Raw genomic sequence first — 20,461 nt, 5'->3', positions numbered from 1 at the left:
TGTGGCGGAGTCAGCGGGTGCGGCGGAGTCAGCGGCGGGGACGGCGACGGTCGGGATCGTGGGCGCGGGCATCCTCGGGCTGGCCGTCGCGCGCCGGATCATCGAGACGCGTCCGGACGTGAAGGTGACGGTCCTGGAGAAGGAGGACCGGGTCGCCGCCCACCAGACCGGCCACAACAGCGGCGTCGCGCACGCGGGCCTGTACTACGCGCCGGGGTCCCTGAAGGCGACGCTGTGCCGGCGCGGAGCCGGGCTCCTCCGCGAGTACTGCGCCGACCGCGAGCTGCCCTACGAGGAGTGCGGCAAGGTCGTCGTCGCCCGGAACACCCGCGAGATCGCCGCGCTGCAGGAGATCGAGCGCCGCGCGACGGCCAACGGCGTGCCGGGCCTGCGCAGGCTGAGCGGGTCCGGGCTGCGCGAGATCGAGCCGCACGCCGCCGGGGTCGCCGCGCTGCACTCCCCCACCACGGCGATCGTCGACTTCACCGCCGTGGCCCGCGCGTTCGCGGACGACGTCCGCAAGGGCGGCGGCGAGATCAGGCTGGGCTTCGAGGTCGTCCGGCTGCGCCCGGCGGGTCCGGCGGGCGACCGGGTCAGGGTCATCTCCCGCACCGGTGAGCTGGTCGTGGACCGGCTGGTGGTGTGCGCCGGGCTCCAGTCCGACCGGGTGGCGCGGCTGGCGGGCGACTCCCCCGCGCCCGCGATCATCCCGTTCCGCGGCGAGTACCTCCGGCTCGTCCCGTCCAGGACGGACCTGGTCCGCGGCCTCATCTACCCGGTGCCCGACCCCCGCTACCCGTTCCTCGGCGTGCACTTCACGCGGCGCGTGGACGGCGGCGTGGACGTGGGCCCGAACGCCGTCCTGGCGCTGGCGCGGGAGGGGTACCGGCGCCGCGACGTCCGTCCGGCGGACGTGTGGGAGACGCTCCGCTGGCCGGGGTTCCGCCGCCTGGCGCGCGCGCACTGGCGAACCGGCGCCCGGGAGCTGTACGGGTCGGCGGTGCGGCGCGCGTTCGTGGCGGAGGCGCGGGCGTTCGTCCCGGAGCTGACGGTGGACGACGTGGTCCCCGCGCCCGCCGGTGTCCGCGCGCAGGCCGTGGACGCCGACGGCTCCCTGGTCGACGACTTCCGCATCGGCCGCCGCGGCCCGGTCACGACGATCCGCAACGCCCCGTCCCCGGCGGCGACGTCCTCACTCGCGATCGCCGAGCACATCGTCGACCAGCTCTAGACATTCCAACAGCGCTGGGTCATCCCAACGGCACTGGTCATTCCAACTCGTAGAGCCGGACGGGCAGGCCGTCCCTCGGTGAGGGCAGCGACGAGGTGTCCAGCGGCCATTCGTAGCGCGCCGGCACGCTCCACCGGTACCGCAGCAGCACCTGGTGCATGATCGTCTTGACCTGCATGCCCGCGAAGTACAGGCCGATGCACTTGTGCGCGCCGCCGCCGAACGGCGACCACGCGTACTTGTGGACGCGGTCCTCGCGGCGGTCGGGCGCGAACCGCTCGGGGTCGAACCGCTCGGGGTCCGGCCACCAGTCGGCCATGTGGTGGTTGGTCAGCATCGGGACGACCACGGTCGTGCCCGCCGGGATGTGGAAGCCGAGGATCGAGGTGTCCTTGACGACCCTGCGCGGCAGCGCCGGGACGGGCGCCACCATCCGCAGCGACTCCCGCATGACCATGTCGATGCCGGTGAGCGCGTCCAGATCCCCGTATCCGGGACGGGACGTGCCGAGGGCCTGCGACTCCTCGCGCAGGCGCTCCTGCCACTCGGGGAACTTCGCCAGGTGGTAGGCCATCGTCGTCAGCGTGATCGTGGTTGTGTCGTGCGCCGCCATCAGCACGAAGATCATGTGGTTGACGACGTCGTCGTCGGTGAACCGGTGGCCGTCGTCGGTCTCGGCGGCGCACAGCGCGGCGAACAGGTCCGCGCCGCCGTCGCGGCGCTTGGCGGGCAGGTGGCGGCGGAAGAACTCCTCCAGCACCCGGCGGGCCTGGAGCCCCCGGTGCCAGCGCAGCCCGGGGACGGGGAAGCGGACATAGGCCGTCCCCGCCCGCACGGCGGCGATGAACGCGCCGTTGACCCGCGCCCGCTCGGCCGGGTCCAGCTCGACGCCCATGAAGGTGTCCACCGCGAGGTCGAGGGTGAGGCGCTTCAGGTGGTCGTAGACCTTGAAGGCGGGGCCGGGCTCCCACGCGTTCACGCCCCGGACGATGCCGGGCGCCATCACGTCCAGGTAGGAGCGGAGCCGCTCCGGGGTGAACGCCTGCTGCATGATCCGGCGGTGGTGCAGGTGCTCCTCGAAGTCCAGCAGCATCATGCCGCGCGAGAAGAACGGGCCGATGAAGTAGCTCCAGGCGGCGCCGCTGGCGAACGCCTTGTCCCGGTTGACCAGGACGACCTCGGCGGCCTCCGGGCCCTGCACGGTGACCGTCCGCTGCCCGAGCAGCCACCCCCACGCCACGGGGCCGAACTCCTCGTAGCGGCGGCGCGCGTGGTGGAAGGGGCGCCGCATCACCTGGAACGTGTTGCCGATGTAGGGGATGCCCGGCACGCCGGGGACCGCCTTCAGGCCGCTGCCCTCCGGCGGCGGCGCGAGCACGCTCGGCATGAACCCTCCGGATCGACGGGGTGGGGACGGCGGGGCGGGGCCGACCAGTAAGTCCAAATTTACCGGGTGCCGCCCGGTCGAAGATCACCGGCCAGAGACCGGTACGCGTTGTCCTGGTCCCGGACGTAGGTAAGGCCGTCCTCACCTGCGGGGACGCCCTGATCGCGGAGCGGTGCCGTGCGCGGCCGTCCCTCGGCGGTGACCGGGATCTCGTCCACCACGCGGACGATCGCGGGACGCGACGCGGGCTCCACTCGCAGCAGCGCCTCCGACAGGTCGGCCGCCGTCAGCTCACCGCCCTCGCGCAGCGTGACAGCCGCCGCGAGCAGTTCGGTGTCGCCGTCGGGGATGCTTTCCGGAGCGCCGTCCGCGCCGCCTGCGCCCTCCGCGCCCTCCGAGACACCGGCCGGGATGCCGTAGACGGCGACCGTGTCGATGACGGGCAGGTCGCCGAGCGCGTCCCGGACCGGGCCGGGCGGGACGAGGCCGTCCGCCGTGCGGATCAGCTCGGCCTCCCGTCCGGCGAGCCAGAAGTCGCCGTCCGCGTCGCGGTGGAACAGGTCGCCGGTGATCGCCCACGCGTCGTCGGAGGCGAACACGCCGCGCACGGGACGCGCCACCGAGCCGAGCGCGGACAGCCGGACGCGTGCCAGCAGCATCCCGATCTCGCCCGGCTCGCACTCGATCGCGAAACCGTCCGGGCCCTCGACGAGACGGCCCCGCTCCAGGTCGTAGCGGGCGAGCCGGACGGTCCCGCTGCCCGGCATCGGGCGGCCCATCGACCCCGGCTTGCGCCCGCTGAGGTTCACCAGGATCGTCTCGCCCTCGGTCGCGGCGTAGAACTCCAGGACCCGCGCCGGGGCGAACCGCTCCTCGACCCGCCGCCACAGCCCGCGCGGCATGCCCGACCCGATGAACAGCCGGACGGCGTGGTGCCGCTCCCCCGGATGCGGGGGCGCGTTCACGAGGTCGCTCAGCCGCGTCCAGGTGTAGGACGCGACGGTCGCGCCGTAGCGGCGCGCCTCGTCCCAGAACGCGTCGGGCCAGGACGTCTCGTGATCGTAGGCGCTCGCGAGCGCGAGCCGGGCGCCGCCCGCGACCGCGCCGCCGAGGCTCATCAGCAGCGCGGACGGGTGGTGGATCGGGGTGATGCTGAAGACCGTGTCCGCCGGGGACAGCGCGGCGGACGAGGCGGTCCCGAACGCCGACAGCGCCCACCGCCGGTTCGTGATGCGGTTCGCGCGCAACCGCTCGCCCTCGCCGCTGAACACCACGAACGCGAGATCGCCCGCGCATCCCGGATTGGGCCGGTACCACCCAGGAATCTCGACCTCGCCGGGGTCGATCAGCTCCATGTCGGGCAGGCCGGTCGCCTCCCGCCCCTCGGAGCCGCGTCCGCCCAGCAGGTACGCCTGGACGCCGTCCAGGCACGCGGCCGCCTCCGCGTGCTCCGGGTCGGCGATCACCCGCGCGACCTGGGCGAGCCGCGCCTCCGCCGCCGGGTCGCCGCCCGGACGCAGCAACACCGCGACCGCGCCGAGCCTGCTGAGCGCGGCGACCAGGGCGAGCGCGCTCGGGCGGGTGCCCATCAGCACCCCGACCGGCTCGCCCCGCCGGACGCCGATGTGGATCAGCCCGCGCACGACCGCGTCGATGCGGGCCTTGGCCACCTCGTGCCGGTGCGCGCGTCCCTGGTAGAGGAAGAACACCTCGCCGGGCATCCGCTCGGCCTGCTCGTCCAGCAGCAGGCCGAGGGACATGCGGGTGTCGGAGTGGATGCGCTCCAGCCGGGCGAGCCGGGGCATGTTCCGCGCCGCCTCGTCCGCGAACCGGCGGGTGCCGCGCGCCGCCCGCGCCGCCGCGCCGATCATCGACCGGGCGGCACCGGCCCCGACGCCCATCGCGAGCTGGAGACCGTAACCGGCCGGTCCGCCGGGCAGGCTCGCGGGCGGGGCCTCCTCGTCGCCGGTGACGGGCGCGACGATCTCCGGGAGGTCGCCCTCGCCCTCCCGCCAGCGCGCCCACGCGGCGACGGCGGGCCACGTCCGGCCGACCGCGAGGCTCCCGACGACCAGCCCGAAGTGCCCGGCGCGCAGCGACGCCTCGTACACCGGCGCGCGCGGCGCGGCCCGCCGGATGCCCCGCACCATCGGCGGCGCCGCGATCTCGTCCACCTCGCCGACGAACGCGAGCACCGGGCAGGTGATGTCGGCGAGCGTCACGAGCCGGTCGCCGATCACGAACCCGCCCGTGAGCATCCGGTTGTGCTGGACGAACTGCCGGACGAACTCCGCGAGCGCCGGGCCCGGCCACGACACCCAGCCCTCCCGTTCGAGGAAGCGCCGCTGCCGCTCGCGCTGGGCGAGCCGCTCCCGGTCGTGCAGTTGCAGGACGAACTCGACCCGCGACCGCACCGACTTCACCGGGCTCAGCATCTGGAACCCGACCCGCGTCACCCACCCGGGCACCGCGAACGCGCCGAGGAGCCGGTCGGGAATCCGCTCGGCGCCCTCCGTCGCGATCCAGCCCGGCAGCCCGAACGGCAGGCCCACGCTGGTGTCGGCGGGGCTGCCGAAGGTCACGACCGACCCGATGCCCTCCGCGCGCCGGTACGCGGCGGCCTGGTAGACGAACATGCCGCCCTGGGAGTATCCGGCGAGGTGGACGTCCCGTCCGGTGATCGCGCGGATGCGGTCGACCGCGTCGCTGATCGCGAGCACATGGTCGGTGATCGTGCGCTCCAGCCCGCCGGGCTCGCGCTCGGGCGCGCCGAAGTCCACCACCCACGGGTCGGTGCCGAGCCGCCGCAGCACCGCGACCGCGCTGACCCGCGAGGAGATGTCGTACACCTCCGCGGTGATCATCAGCGGCGGGACGAGCAGCACCACGGGCCCGGCGGCCGACTCGGGGAAGTAGTGCCGCAGCCGGTACACCCGCTGCTCGGTGACGACCTCGCTGGGCGAGGCGTCCTCGTCGGTGTCGAGCCCGCCGAACCGGGCGACCTCCAGGGCGTTCTGGGCGGTGGAGCCCAGCCGGGCGCCCAGGCGGCCGCCGAGTCGGAGCAGCGAGCGAGCGGCAGACGGCATCCTCGACCTCTCAGGGGGGCGTCAGGTCCGGTGCGGTACGAGCCGGGTGCCCACGGCACGCCAGCCGAGCAGCACCAGCCCGAGGAAGGCCAGCGCCACCAGGACGAACGCGAACGCCGTGCCCTGCCCGGAGACCACCCGCAGCACCATGCCCACCGCGACCGTCGTCATCCACACGCCCACGCCGACCGGCGCCAACCGGTCCGGCCGCCGCCACGCGCGGACGACCGCCCACCCAGCAGCGAGCCCCACCAGGAACGGCCACGCGGTACCGGCGAACCCCGTCACGCTCCCGGCCTCCTCGTGGGAGGCGCGTCCGATGGCGACGAAGACGAGCACGCCGCACACGTCGAGCGCCCCGGCCACAAGATTCCGCACACCACAACAGTAGGCCCGCCCCGCGCCGAGGCGCCCACCGGCCCGCGACCAGCCAGCAGGTTGAGAGAAGCCGACAGGCCGAGACCAGCAACCGGGCCGGGATCAGAGCATTCGACGGCGGAAGTGAAATTCAACGAACGCGCGGCCATCGACATCCGGGCGCGATCATCGGTGAATGGACCCGTGCGAATCCACGATCACTCTCCACCGGCGCACGGTTCCACCTCGCTCGCCCGCGACCGCTTAGGCTCGACCGCGCTGGTGTTCTTCGTGCTCGGCGCGGCGGCGCCGCTCGCCAGCACCGCCGGCGGCGCGTCGACCGGATGGGCGGTCACGGGCGTCACGCAGATCCCGCTGGCGTTCGTCGTGACCGCCGTCCTGCTGCTGGTGTTCATCGTCGGGTACGCGGCGATGAGCCCGCACGTCACCTCGGCGGGCGCGATCTACACCTACGTGTCCCGAGGGCTCGGCCGGATACCCGGCGTCGGCGCCGCGTTCGTCGCGCTGGTGTCGTACTCGGCGATGCAGGTCGGCCTGTTCGGCGGCACGGGCGCCGTGGCCGACGGCTTCCTCGGCCCGAGACTCGGAAATCCGCCTTGGTGGACGTACAGCGCCGTGGCCTGGGTGCTGGTGCTCATCCTGGGCCGCTTACGAGTGGACTTCAACGGGCGCGTGCTCGGCACGCTGATGGCCGCCGAGTGCCTGATCATGATCGTCTACGACGCGGTCATGCTCGCCCACCCCCACGACGGCCAGTTGAGCACGGCGACGCTCGCGCCGTCCGGGCTGGCGAACCCCGCCGTCTCCGTCGCGGTCGTGATCGCGTTCACGAGCTTCGTCGGCGTCGAGGACACGACCAACTACTCCGAGGAGAGCCGCCCCGGGACGATCGGGCGGGCCATGCGTGTCTCGGTCGTCCTCGGCACGGCCGTCTACGCGCTGTCGGCGTGGGCGATCTCGGTGGCGACCGGCCCCGACCACGTCGTCGACGACGCCCGGGAGCAGGGCGCCGAGCTGATGTTCACCCTGGTCGGCTCCTCCCTGGGGAGCACGATGATCACTGACGTGGGGCGGCTGCTGTTCGTGACCAGCCTCTTCGCCTCCTGCCTGGCCTTTCACAACACGGTCGCCCGGTACCTGTTCGCGCTGGGCCGCGAGGGCGTCCTGCCCCGCGCGCTGAGCGTCACGTCCGGCCGGACGGGCGCCCCGGCGAACGCGTCCCTGTGCCAGAGCGCGATCTCCGCGACGGTGCTGCTCGTCGCCGTCGCCTTCGGCTGGGACCCGCTGGTGCAGATGTTCTTCTGGATGGGCACGCTCGCGGGCGTCGGCGTCGCCGTGCTGATGTGCCTGGCCAGCGTCGCCGTCCTCGGCTTCTTCGCCCGCGACCCGCACGGCGAACCGTTCGCGCGCCGAGTGGTGTTCCCCGCCCTGTCCGCCGTCTCGCTCGGCGCCGTCGTCGTGCTGACCCTCGACCACTACGCCACCCTCCTCGGCGTGGAGCCCGGCGCCCCGGCCGCCCGCCTGCTGCCCGGCGTGCTCGTCCTCGCGGCGCTGCTGGGCCTCGCGCGTGGCGTCCACCTGTACCTCGGACGCGACCGGCCGGGCGCCGCCTACCACCGCATCGGCCTCGGCAACGCGACACCCCCCAAGGAGAACGAGGATGCCTGACTCCCCCACCGAGCCCGACGCCCCCACCGCGCCCGGCTCCCCTCTTGCGCCCGGCTCCCCCACCGCGCCCGACGCTCCCCGCGTGCGGGCCGCGATCGGGGCGGACGACGCCGACCGCTGCGCCGCCCTCCTCACCGACGCGTTCGCCGACGACCCCGTCACTGTCTGGCTCATCCGCGACCCCGCCGACCGGGCCGAGGTCCTCTACGGCTACCTCCACCTGTTCGTCCGGCACGGTCAGGACGTCGGCGCGGTGCACCTGGCGGGCGACGCCACCGGTGACCACGGATGCGCGGTCTGGATGCCGTCCGACGCCCCCGACGCCACCTTCTTGGACGAGGAGCTCCGGCGCGTCTGCGGGCGCCATGGCCCCCGCTTCGCGCAGTTCGGCGAGATCATGCACGACGTCCACCCGAAGGGACCCGCGCACGACTACCTGATGATCCTCGGCACCGGCACCGGACATCAGGGGCGCGGCCTGGGCGCCGCCCTGCTGGCCCACCGCCATCGGGAGTTGGACGCCGCCGGAGTCCCCACCTACGTGGAGGCCACCACGAAACGCTCCGCGGTCGGCGTCTACGCCCGCGCGGGCTACCGGCCCCACGGCAACCCGATCCGGTTCCCGGACGATCTGGAGACCTACCCCCTCTGGCGCGACCCCCGGCCCTGACCGGGCAGAATCCCAAATGCCCAGGATATTCCCGGCTCTCCCAAGAACACCAAACAGGATAAATCGCCACCAATCAGCCCAGAAAATCAAGTAGTTGATCATCAAGCGGGCACCGCCCGGCGGATGATCACAAAGATCCGGCAGCGGAAGCAGCACTGACCGGATTGGGCCTAGCAGTTGTGGGCGCGGTCTTCCCGGTGAGAGCATCGCCATGCCACACTCTTCGATACAGAGCCATTCGCTCCTGAGCTCGATCTTCGCTCACAGTCGGCACTCGCCCACTGTCCCACCAAGCAGAACGCTGAATTCCGTCATTTAGGTATATTTACCTTACGGGGGCCGACTGTTGGCCGATATCGATGCCCTGATAAAGAAGTACTTCGTCCAGCCCGACGACACCGTGCCCCCGTCGGAGCCGATGCCGGCCACCTTCTCCGGCTGCCAGATCACCCCGCTGATCGACGGCACCACCTACTTCGACGACCTCAAGGCGCAGCTCGCCACGCTGGGCACGGGGACGCCGGAGGAGAACGCCAAGCAGTTCCTCTACATCGCCGGCTGGCACCTTCACCTGATGGGAGGCAAGATCCTCCCCGCGCCCGGTTCGTCGGGCACGTATCTGCCGACAGTCGACCTGGAGAAACCGTTCTCACTCGACGGGCCGGGGGCCGCGGCCACCCTGATCGACCTGCTCAAGAAGAAGGCGAAGGCCGGAGTCGATGTCCGGATACTGGGCTGGGCCTCGTTCGCGCTGATGGCCGACAATTTCGTCCAGACCAAAGCGGTGCAGAACGGTTTGGGCTCGATCCGCGACGTCAACCTCGGCACCTTGGCGTCCATCCTGGAGTTGCGCACCGAACCCGCCCTCGCCGAGAAGGCCTGGGTGAACATCCTGACCCACTCCGCGGGCGCCGCGCATACCAAGCTGGTGATCCTCGGTACCGGTGACAAGGCCATCGGCTACACCGGAGGGCTCGACCTCGTGGGCGACCGCCACGGCTCCCAGCCGCACCCCGCGGGGCAGTGGCACGACGTGCAGGCGAAGGTCGAGGGCCCGGTGGTGCAGGCGATGCACGACTTCTTCCGCGATATGTGGAACGAGGTCAGGGGCCGCAACGTGCGGACGCTGCGCATGGGCTTCACGAACATCGCAAGTCACACGCCCGGCTCCCCCGCCCTCGGCCCGCGCCCCCTGTCGACCGCGCCGGTGGCCAAACACCGCGTCCAGTCGCTGCGCACCCTGCCCCAGTTCAACTACAAGAGCACCAACCGGTTGCCCGAGAACGACAAGATCTCGTTCGCTCCGGCCGGCCTGTTCGAGATACGCACCGCCTGGCTCAACGCGATCAAGGCCGCCGAGCGCTACATCTACATCGAGGACCTGCAATTCTGGTCGATCGAGCTGATGAAGGCACTGCGGGAAGCCGTCACGACCAAGCCCGAGCTCAAGGTGCTCCTCGTCAACGGGCTCCGCGACCCGTCCGATCCGAAGTATCCGCCGTACACGTTGGTCGCGCTGACCCAGGGGCTGCTGAAGGGGCTGACTCCCCCGCAGCGCGCCCAGTTGGGGATGTTCACCCGCGACGTGGTGGTCCACTCGAAGACCACCATCGTCGACGACCACTGGGCGATCATCGGGTCGGCCAATTGCGCCCGGCGGAGTCTCTACACCGACATCGAGCACTCGGTGGCCTTCCTCGACGAGGACGACGAGAAGGACACGGCGCTGGTGCGGCAGTACCGGGTGAGGCTCTGGAGCGACGCCTTCCGCCTCGCCCCGGCCGACCAGCAGAAGATCATCGACATCAACAAGGCGCTCAACGTCTGGAACACCTCCTGGGGCACGCCGGGCAGCGGTGTCACCCTCCCGTCCAGCGTCACCCCCGTGATCCTGCCCACCACGGAGAAGAAGCTCTCTGACAAGGAGCAGGAGACGTACGACCTCTTCGCAGACGTCGACTCGAAAATGCCGTGGGGGGCGTGCTCGGTATGACGATATTCGTGTCCCTGAAGGACTACCTGGGCGAGAAGTGGCCGCCCTTCCTGCCCAGGCCGGCCGACCCCGCCGTCCTCGCGCACATCTGGATCGAGCCGCCGCAGACGACGGTCCAGCCCGACAAGGTCAACCTGGTGAGCCGCCTGCTCCTGGAGCAGGATCTCGTCCTGGGGCTGCCCGGGCTCGACGCGGTGAGCCTGGTGCTGAAGCGCGACAGCGGCGGAACCGACGATCCCCAGGGGCTGGGCCTGGAGATCGACTTCGTCCCGCACACGGTGCTGCGCGTGACCGACGCGCCCGTGGCGCTGCGGTTCGGCCCGAAACTGCTGCGCGCCATGCGCAAGGTGAGCGGCGGCGGCGACGCCCGCTACGAGCCCGACCCCGGACGACCGTTCGTCGAGCTCGCGGTGCCGAAGCTCAGCGGGACCGCCAGCAAGGACGGCATCCGCTCCGACACGCCGTTCAGCGCTGCGCTTCCCTATCCGGTGCAGATCGCCGACACCGGAGTGGTGGTCGACAGCGCCACGGTCGGCTTCCACCAGGCGGACGGCAGAACGTGCCTGGTCCTCCAGTGGAAGGAGGGCGCGCTCAACAGGCTGCTCGGGCAGTTCGTCCCGAACCTGGGCGACCGCAGCCCGGCGGGCGAGCAGCAGGTCACGCTGCGCATGATCATCGGGGACGGCATCGAGGAGGTGCGCCTCGACTGGCAGGCGGCCGCGCCCGGCGCCGCGTTCGCGCTGCCCGGCCTCAGCGTGAGCCTGCCCGCCTCCACCCGCTTCTCGCTGCTGCTGATGCGCCAGGGCGCGGGCGGCGCGGGGCTTGGCCGCGCCGCGTTCGTCGCCACATTGACGGGCACCGATCCGGTGACGGCGGGCAGCACGTTCGCCTGGGGCCGCGACGGCGACCGCGAGCTGCACAACGACGAACCGCCGCAGCCGCCCGGCAAGCCGCTGTTCGCGGTCACGCTCAAGCCGGCGGACGGCCCGCGCAGCCTCGTCCTGCTGGACGTCGCGCTCGGCGCGCCGAAGCTGCCCGGCTTCTTCCGCCAGCTCACCACGCCGATCCCCGCGCTCGACCTGAACGACCCGGCCGCGCTCTGCAAGCCCACCGTCTTCGACCCGGCCGACCTCCACGACGGCTGGACCGCCACGCTGAGCGTCAACCTCGACGCGGGGGGCGGGGCGTTCACGCTGCCCTTCCTCAAGCAGGGACAGGGCGCGGACTCCCAGTTCCTCCAGCTCTACCTCCGCACGCCCCTCGACGGGCTGCCGATCACGCTGCCGCAGGGCGAGGTCAGCTTCGATATCGGGATGCGGCTGCGCGTCCTCAGCCTCAGCTTCGACCTGCTGTGCCGCCTGACCTTCAGCCTGAGCACGTTCGCCCTGAAGGTCGACCACGACCAGGGGATCGAGCTGCGCGCCCCGGAGGCCGAGCGCGAGTTCCCCGACCTGTTCGGGATGCGCTGGCGGTTCAAGGGCAGGCCGCTGGAGGACAAGTCCTTCCACTACTTCACGATCGCGACGAAGGACTACCACTACCAGATCCAGCAGCCCGAGGGCGCCGTGCTGGAACTGGACTTCACGCGGGCCAGCGAGGAGCCGATCACCTTCAGCGTGCGGGACTTCGCCCTCACGCCCAAGGGCGTGAACCTCGCCGCCACCGTCACCGACCGCCCGGCCCGGCTCAACGGCCTGCGCACCCGCTTCCGCTTCACCGACAGCGGCTTCGTGATCCGCGAGAACCGCATCGCCGACTTCACGATCGCGGGCTCGGGCCCGCTGCCGCCCGACCTCGTGGGCGACGCGACGGCCGACATCGCCCTCCAGTTCGCCCAGCGCGACGGCGGCAACCTCACGCTCGTGCAGGGCGCCGCGAACCTGCGCGGCGTCAAGCTGCTCGACTGCAAGGGCACGCGCTTCCAGTTCTCGGTGGACGCCCTCGGCCTGCGGTTCGTCGACGACGGCGCCTTCCACCTGTACTTCACCGTCACCGGCTCGGCCCAGTTCGTCCTGGCCCCCGGCGACGACGCCGACGGGCCGCTGGCGCTGCTCGGCAAGACCCGCATCGACCTCGTCCAGTGTCCGCTCACCGGCGACGCCCGGGTGATCGCCAAGCATGTGAAGTTCCTGGTCGAGCTGCCCAAGCCCAAGTCGTTCAACTTCCTCGGCTGCTTCGAGATGGAGCTGCGCGCGATCGGCTTCGTCCCGCAGTGCGAGTTCTTCGACGGCGACGGCGCCATGCAGGTGACCGGCCAGCTGAAGTTCGCGCAGGGCCCCGGCGACACCCCGGACTCGCGCCCCGACTACCACGAGCTGTTCATCGGCCTCCCGGCGCCGGGCGAGTTCGTGCCGCGCATCCACTTCACGCACCTGGCGGTGAACCTCGCGATCGGGTCCGCCTTCCGGCTGCACGGCGTGGTCGACTTCGTCGACGAGCCCGACCAGACGGGGCTGGTCGGCGAGGGCCTGGTCGAGATCCACGGCCTGCCCACGCTCGCGGCCAGCTTCGGCTTCCTGCGGGTGCGGCGCGGCGCGGGCCAGCCGTGGCTGCGGGCCTGGTTCCTGTACCTGGAGATCCGCCAGGTCAGCTTCATGATCCCGGTCATCCAGATCTACCTGCGCGAGATCGGGATGGGCTTCGGCTACCGCTACACGATCGCCTCGATCAAGGCCGCCGACGCCGAGCACGACGTCAAGAAGCTCCTCAAGACGCTGGAGGGGCTGTCGCGCACCCAGGGCGACCTGTCCAAGCGCGACCGCTGGGCGGTGGACCTGGAGGACGCCGGCCAGGACCCGCGCTGGACGATCGTGCTGCGCGCGATGATCTCGCAGACGTCCGCCTCGGCCTCGCCGCTGCGCTACGAGGCCGCCGCCGAGGCCGACCTCGCCTGCATCTTCCTCGTCGACGCGATCATCGCGTTCCGCAGCGACCTGACGTTCTTCATGGCGGTGCGCGGCTGGTTCAACACCAACTACGCCGACTACGTCAACAACGTCGACGGCGCCCGCGAGAACCCGATCCTGAGCGGGTTCGTCCTGCTCTCGCCACGCCAGAAGCGCTTCCTCGCCCACATCTCCAAGCCCGAGGGCGGCAAGCCGGGCAAGCACCCGCCGCTGCCCGACTTCGTCCGCGACGCGATCGGCAACAGCCGCTTCTCGGCGACGCTGCTGATCGAGCCGGGCCTGTTCCACTACGAGCTGGGCTGGCCGAACATGCTGCGCTGGCACACCAAGCTCGGCCCGCTGGCGGTGGAGATCGAGGGCGGGTTCATCTTCCGCGTCTCGACCACGGAGATGGTGCTCGGCACGAGCTTCCTCGCCCGCGGCCGGCTCGAACTGAGCGCCGGGGTCGACCTCGGGCTCGTCGGCATGCGGATCAGCGCCACCGCGCGGGTCGCGTTCGGCGCGCGCTACATCGGCGTCATCGACTTCCGCGACCCGACGGGCAACTCGGCCGTCTACGGCGCGATCGGGCTGGAGGTGCAGGTCACCTTCGCGATCGAGTTCTGGATCAAGATCCCGCTGGTCTTCACCACGATCAGGCTCACGTTCCGCTTCAGCCTGGAGATCAGCTTCAGCGCCGGGCTGGAGATCGGAGTCAAGGGGCTGAGCATCCCCGGCGTGCGCGGCCACGGCACGGTCGGGATCTCCTGCTGCGGCCACAGCCTCCAGGCGAACGTCAAGGTGGCGTTCCAGGAGGACAACGTCCAGGCGGCCCTCGACCGGACCAAGGAGTTCCTGTCGCTCGGGCTGGAGGCCACCGAGGTCGACCCGGTGCCGGGCACCGAGGGCGCCCTGGGCGCCGCGCCGGACATCGCGCGCATGCTGCCCACGCCTCAGCACGTCCTGCCGCCGCGCGCGCTCGCGCCGCTGCTCGGCATGGCGCCCTCCGTCGAGGCCGATGTGTTCCATGTGCCCGGCTACGTCATCTTCGTCCTGCGGGACGCGCCGAGCTGGGACGCCGAGCACAAGATCTACTTCGCGCTGCTGCCGCAGGGCGAGCGGCTGCACCGGGACGCGCAGGGCCGGCTCGTCCTCGACGAGGACGGCTTCCCGGTGGCCGAGCCCGAGCCGGGCTTCCTGCCGCCGCCCCCGGCCCAGAACACCGTGCCGACGAAGGACTTCGCGCTGCGCGTGCCGAAGCCGGCGGCCGGCGAGACCTACACGCTCCTGCACTACGAGCCCCTGCCCACCCCGCAGTTCGTGGACGTGAGCGGCGCGGTCACCGCCGGTCAGCCGATCAGCTGGGCGGTGGACTGGGCCGCGCGGCTGTACGCCGGCTCCGCCGAGCGCCGCGTCGTGAACCAGACCACGGGCGAGCCGGGCGACCCCACGAAGCTGGGGGACGGGCTCAGCCTGGCGCAGCACGTCGGCAACGCCTTCAAGCAGCAGTACACCGGCAGCGGGGACACCGCGGTCGGCCGCCCGGTCGGCGACCCCGGCGCGCTGCCCGGCTACCGGCCGCCGGTCAGCGACCCGCGGGTGCGCAACCCCTCGGACAGCTCGTTCGAGGCGGCCGTGCGCGGGGCGTTCGAGCAGTTCAGCGGCTCGCCCTTCCTCAAGCACGACACGCAGGAACTCTACGAGCAGCTGCTGGAGTCGGCCTTCAGCACGGGCACGACGATCTACGCCCCGAACGGCACCGCGCAGGACGAGGGCGATCCCGGTACGGTCGGCGCGGTCCAGGCCGACCAGCAGGCCCACCAGATGCGCGGCGTGATCATCCACGACATCATCTCCGACCTGCGCGCCTTCCACGCCGAGGGCAGCCAGGCCGAGCGCGACAAGATCGCTGCCGGTTCGCTGGCGTTCAGGATGGGGCTGGTGTTCGCGGTGAAGTCCGCCGACGGCCGCCGTCCCGCCTGGCTCGACCAGGTCGCGACCGGGCCGGACGTCCAGCCGTCGATCAGCCAGCGCGAGCGGCCCGAGGCGACCGCCCCCGGGTCGACGAGCGAGAGCGTCCGCTCCTTCAACGTCGCCCAGGCGCAGTTCAACCTGTTCCCGCCCGAGTTCGAGCAGGTGCGCCAGTACAGCGACGCGAGCACGATCGCGCTCTCCTGGGAGCTCGGCTGGCGGCGCCCGGCCGCGCCGGGGATGACCCGCGCGCAGAACGACCCCGACCACCACCTGGCCCACTACCTCGTGCGCAGGCGCGCGCTCGACGGCGACGAGGCCGAGCGCACCACCACGGTCAAGCCGGTGAAGGTGCTGCACCGGCACACGACCGACGTCCCCGGCGTCCCGGGGCTGGACGAGGCGGGCGGCGCGGGAACGGACGCCGCGACGCCGACCGACACGCTCTCGCTGCTCCAGCCGCGCTTCCAGGTCGTCGACCACTTCCCCGACACGGCGGAGGACCGCGCCGCCCTGCCGCGCGAGGGGCGCGGCTACGTCTACACGATCACCCCCGTCGACTTCTCCGGCAGCGCCGGACGCCCGCTGACCCTGATCGCGACGCGCTACCCGAACACCCCTCCGGCGGTGCCGGTGGACGGCGACCTCACGGTGAGCTACAGCATCGCCCCGTCCGATCTGGACCCGGCGGGCAGCGCGGCGACGCCCCAGGTGATGCCGCCCCGCCAGGTCTACGTGGAGTGGAGCGAGCCGGCCGTCCAGAACGGGCCGCCGGTACCGGTCCGCACGTACCGGCTGATCTTCCGCCGCGAGAGCACGGTGCCGATCGGCTCCTACGGCCTGGACAGCACGACCCAGCGCGGCCGCACCACCGGCCTGCCGACCTCGAACGCCCGCCCGCTGCCCACCGACATCAAGATCGACCTCGATCACGTCTTCGGGCCGCCCGGTGCGCGCGCGGCGGTGATCCCGGTCGCGAAGCTGCGCGAGGCGGGCGTGCTGCCGGACGGCGCGTGGCGTCCCGAGGCGTGGCGGGTGTTCTTCCAGACGATCTCCGACCGCGACGTGCCCTCGGCGCTCGCGCCGGTGCAGCTGCTGCTCGCCGCCGAGGCGGTGGCCGCGCCGCCCGCCTCCCCCGCGCCGACCGACCGGATCGAGCACACGGGCGCGCCGCGCGAGGAGCGCCGTCCGGCCGAGCTGGAGTGGCTGCCGCGGCCGACCGGCTTCGCCGTGGTGCGGCCCGAGGACGAGCGCGCCGAGCCCGGCCTCGCCCACACACCGATGCCGCTCGCCACCACCGGCGGGGCCGGCGTCGAAGCGGCCGGCCCGTTCATCTTCACCGGCGCCATCGGCTCGATCGTCGGGTTCCGGCCGCATCCGCTGGGCATCCGGGCGATCCGCTTCCGCTGGAACCAGGGCCCGAGCGGCGACGCCGCCTACCCGCTGGAGCTGAACGCGGGCTACCGGCTGTACGAGCTGAACATCGACGCGGCGACCACCGACACCTTCGCCAGCGCCGCCCGGCTCGCCGAGGAACTCCGGCTCCGGCAGGAAGTCCAGATGCTTCCCGCCGACGACCTGCCGCTGGTGCCCGGCGACACGCTGAACACCAGCCAGTGGGAGGCCTGGTATCCGGGCGCGATCCAGCGCCGCCGTCGGCCCGACCCCGCCACCGAGGGCGTCCGCGACCAGCGCGGCCCCTGGTACTCCTGGCAGGACTCCTATCTCGAATGGCCCGCCTGGCCCGGCGTCACCCAGCCCGGCGGGCGGCGGACGGCGGCGCTGCACCCGCTGCTCGAACGCCTGGTGGAGCGGCTGCGCGCGCTGCGTCCCGGCAGCGGCACCGACCCGCAGGGCCGGATCTCGGACGGTTACGCCGCCGCGCTCCAGGTCAGCCCGCCCACGCTGCCCAACGACCTGGCCGACTTCCTGGCCAGCTGCCCGCCCGCCGCCGACCGGTACGGCTGGGGCGTGCTCCAGCGCCTCGGCCTGGCGGTGACGTTCAGCCTCCACGACCCCGCCACGGGCGCCCTGCGCGGCCCGAAGCTGCTGGAGTTGCTCCAGAAGCTGTTCACGCTTCTGGGGGACGCCGGGGCCGCCGATCCTGACGCGGCGGCATTCGCCGCGTTCCGCCGCCACCTGCACGTCGAGCTGCTGTTCCAGCCGGGACACAGCGTCCAGCTGGGCGAGCGGGCGGCCGAGGGCGACGACCTGCTGGCCCTGGTCCAGATCAGCCTGCGGCCCACCGTCCGGCAGCGGCTCCGCTACCGCGCCGTCACGATCACCGGGCGCTCGAACGCCGACGTCGAGGTGCGCTTCACGGTCACCGCGCCGTGCAGCCTGGTCGAGCGGCCCGACACCGGGTCCGGGCAGTCCGAGCTCGAACCGCAGCCCGCCCCGATCACCCGGACGATCAGGCTGCCGCTCAACGGCGAGGCGGCGCTGCTCCTGCGCGCCGCGGCGCTTCCCGCGACGATCGAGGTACGTCCCTCGACGCGGCTGACCAAGGACCCGGGGCCCTTCGACCCGGCGATCGCGTCCCTGCTGATCTACGACCAGGCACGCAAGCTGCTCACCGCGCGCACGATGCTCAGCGCCGACCAGATCAAGCTGCTGCGCCGCGCGCTCGACCCGGCCGACCTCCAGGCCGCGGACAACCTCGCCGGGACGGTGCGGACCGAGGACTTCGGCCCCACCGACGAGCGCACCAACCACTTCACGGTCGCGACCGGCGCGCTCGCCGCGGTGTTCGCCGCGCCGGACGACGGCGTGCCCGAGCACGTCCAGTGGCTGCGGCTCAAGTACTACCTGGAGACGCTGAACAGCAACGACCCCAAGGTGCCCGACACCGGCAGGGTCACGCTGCCCACCGGCGAGTCCGAGATCGCCAAGGCGCTGCCCGACGTGCTGGCCTGGACGGTGCGCTTCTTCGACGCCAGCGGGGCGGTCTTCGCCGGGCAGGACGGGCTGGGCGCGACGGGCACCGGGCCCTGGGTCGCCACGGCCTACCCGCGCGCGGGATCGCCGACCGTGGCCACGCCCGACGCGGGCGGGCGCCTGACCTACACGCACCTGCTCGAGGACCACTGGGCCCACACGCTGCGCTACTACTTCCAGCCCTACGGCCGCTACGACCTGCTGTGGCAGAGCCTGCGCCGCTCGCCGACGCTGTTCCCGGGCCGCGCCGCCGCCGAGGTAGGCGTCCCCGCCGTCAAGGTGGACCCCGCCGCGGGCGGGCTCGACGTGGTGATCGAACGCACGCAGGCCGTGGACGCCCCGCTGATCCTCGGCTCGCGGCGGCTCGACGAGGCGGCCACCCCGGCGCGTCCGCCCGCGCCCGGCGCGATCTGGGAGGTGATCATCGCCCAGCACCACGAGCAGACCCTCGCCGAGCACAACCAGACCCTCGCCCGCCAGCTCGCGTTCCGGCGGCTCGCGTTCACGCTGCTGCGCCGCTTCGGCTACACCGACTGGTACGACTGGGTGCGCGGGTTCGCACGCGACCACCAGCGCGAGGTGCCCGTGCGCCTCGTCGAGGACGAGTTCCCCGCCATCCCGGCCACCCTGCCGGACCGGCCCGACCACCTCGTGCTGGACGGCGCGGCCGACCGGGACGAGCTGCGCGGCCTCGACCTGCCCGAGCGCGTCGGCGACTTCTCGCGGGGCGTCCTCGCCCTCCAGTGGCGGGCGCTGCCGTTCTACTACGAGCACCGGCTGCTGGTGATCGCCCAGACCGACGGCACGGTCTCGCCGATCAACAGCGTCACCCAGCGGGACCTGACCTACCGCTCGCCGCTGCCGATCGCCACCGTGAGCGGCGCGGACATCGTGTGGCACCGGCTGCCGCCGTTCCCCGCCGACGTCCCCGCCGACGCCCCGCTCCAGGCCGACACGCGCGTCCGCTCTGTCACGATCCCGCTGCGCCCGTTCTGGGACAGCCTGCCGGACGACGCCCAGGCACGCTGGCCCGGCGAGAAGCCCGACCCAGCCGCCAGCGGGGCGAACGCCGGGGCGACGGCGCGCAAGCTCGCCGCCCTGCCCGACCCCGAGGTCGTCTACCAGATCGTCGAGCTGTTCAGCGGCAACATCGAGGTCCAGGCCGAGTGCTTCTTCGACGCGGTCGCGGGCAGGTTCACCCACCGCCAGCTGGGCAAGCGCTTCCTGGTGGCGCGGACCACGCTGGCGCCCCCGGCGGGCGACCTCGGCGACTTCCCGCTGACGGTCGATCTCGTCCAGGTGAGCGAGGAGCAGCTCAGCCACGGTTACTCCACGGCGAACCTCCCGCTGGACACCCGAAACCGGGTCGCCATCGACGACAAGGGCCGCCTGCTGTTCGCCGGGGTGATGACGCGGGCGGACCGCGACGCCCTGGTCGGGCTGACGAGCGCGCCGGACGCGGCGAAGATCCGGCAGCTGTACGAGAGCTGGTACGTCACGGAGCCGGTGAGCGGCCCCGCCGCGCACCTGCCCGACCGGCTCGCGCCGCTGATCGACTTCCTGCCCACGCAGACCCTCACGCTGGCCTGGCAGGGTCCCTCGGACGCCGCGGCGGCGGACCTCCAGCGGCTCCCCGGCGACAGCGCCTTCACCGGGGCGATCGCGCGGATCGTCGCCCAGGCGGCGGGCGCGGGACCGGACGTCATCACCCGCGTGGAGATCCCCGTGGGGCCGGAGCAGATCCCCGACAAGCTTCAGGGCAAGGTGGATCTCGCGCGCAACGCGCCGGGCACGCGCTACACCTCGATCGGATGGACCGGCGCGATGACCGACGCGGACGCCGCCGCCCTCCGGCGCTGGGCCACGTTCCCCGAGTTCACCCAGGCCGTGGAGGCGCTGATCGTCGCGGTGCGCGGCGCGGCCACCCCGGGCGACGCGCCGGTCACGGTGCCCTTCGACGTGCCGGTGCGGCCCGTCCAGTCGGGGTTGACCGGTGTCGTCGCCGAGAAGCTGCTGCTCGGCGCCGTGCTGATGCGCTACCACGGCATGATGCGCGCGGACGACCCGGCCGCGCTGCGGTCGTCCTATCCCGGACGGCCCGACCAACTCGCCCTCAGGCGGCTGCACCGCACGAGCCAGGGCAGCGGCATGGCCGGGCGGTCCCTGGTGGTCCGCGCCCGCCGCGGCAGCGCCGGCCCGAGCGAGCAGCGGCCGATCGACCCCGCGGACGTGCGGGCGGACGCGTAAAACCCACG

The 20,461-nt window shown here is 72.6% G+C and carries 8 protein-coding genes; 5 read left to right on the top strand and 3 right to left on the bottom strand.

The genetic code is table 11. From position 1 onward, the window contains the following. The first annotated feature begins 1 nt into the window (after position 1). Entirely contained in the window at positions 2 to 1,231 is a 1,230-nt protein-coding gene (gene lhgD / locus K2F47_RS03320; RefSeq protein ID WP_242901159.1) for an L-2-hydroxyglutarate dehydrogenase, read from the top strand. A gap of 37 nt (positions 1,232 to 1,268) precedes the next feature. Here lhgD and K2F47_RS03315 read toward each other — a convergent pair whose 3' ends face one another. Genes K2F47_RS03315 through K2F47_RS03305 form a run of 3 tightly spaced genes read right to left on the bottom strand, consistent with a single transcriptional unit; the run spans position 1,269 to position 6,082 of the window. Next, on the bottom strand, positions 1,269 to 2,618 hold the full coding sequence (locus K2F47_RS03315; protein WP_242901157.1) for a cytochrome P450: 1,350 nt from the start codon (positions 2,616 to 2,618) through the stop codon (positions 1,269 to 1,271). 59 nt (positions 2,619 to 2,677) lie between these two features. Next, positions 2,678 to 5,704: an AMP-binding protein gene (locus K2F47_RS03310; protein ID WP_242901155.1), complete on the bottom strand. Its 3,027-nt coding sequence runs from the start codon at positions 5,702 to 5,704 to the stop codon at positions 2,678 to 2,680. 21 nt (positions 5,705 to 5,725) lie between these two features. After that, positions 5,726 to 6,082 (bottom strand): DUF3054 domain-containing protein, encoded by a 357-nt coding sequence (locus K2F47_RS03305; RefSeq protein ID WP_242901153.1) that lies wholly within the window; start codon positions 6,080 to 6,082, stop codon positions 5,726 to 5,728. A gap of 183 nt (positions 6,083 to 6,265) precedes the next feature. On the opposite strand from K2F47_RS03305, the gene K2F47_RS03300 reads away from it, so the two are divergent. The 4 genes from K2F47_RS03300 to K2F47_RS03285 all read left to right on the top strand — a co-directional run bounded on the left by K2F47_RS03300 (position 6,266) and on the right by K2F47_RS03285 (position 20,453). Next, a complete protein-coding gene (locus tag K2F47_RS03300; RefSeq protein WP_242901152.1) occupies positions 6,266 to 7,750 on the top strand; it encodes an APC family permease in 1,485 nt (494 codons plus the stop codon). Beyond that, positions 7,743 to 8,420, top strand: coding sequence for a GNAT family N-acetyltransferase (locus K2F47_RS03295; protein ID WP_242901151.1), 678 nt, complete (start codon positions 7,743 to 7,745; stop codon positions 8,418 to 8,420). The genes K2F47_RS03300 and K2F47_RS03295 overlap by 8 nt, the downstream gene beginning before the upstream one ends. Before the next feature lie 346 nt (positions 8,421 to 8,766). After that, the gene (locus K2F47_RS03290) at positions 8,767 to 10,413 is read left to right on the top strand and encodes a phospholipase D family protein (protein ID WP_242901150.1); all 1,647 of its coding nucleotides are present in this window, start codon (positions 8,767 to 8,769) and stop codon (positions 10,411 to 10,413) included. Then, positions 10,410 to 20,453 (top strand): hypothetical protein, encoded by a 10,044-nt coding sequence (locus K2F47_RS03285; RefSeq protein WP_242901149.1) that lies wholly within the window; start codon positions 10,410 to 10,412, stop codon positions 20,451 to 20,453. Before K2F47_RS03290 ends, K2F47_RS03285 begins: the two co-directional genes overlap by 4 nt. Positions 20,454 to 20,461 lie beyond the last annotated feature (8 nt).

The sequence above is a fragment of the Actinomadura terrae genome, from assembly GCF_022751215.1.
In the GTDB taxonomy this organism is placed as follows: Bacteria; Actinomycetota; Actinomycetes; order Streptosporangiales; family Streptosporangiaceae; genus Spirillospora; species Spirillospora terrae.
Note: the sequence above shows the minus strand (reverse complement) of the source record. Positions and strands in the feature narration are given on the sequence as shown.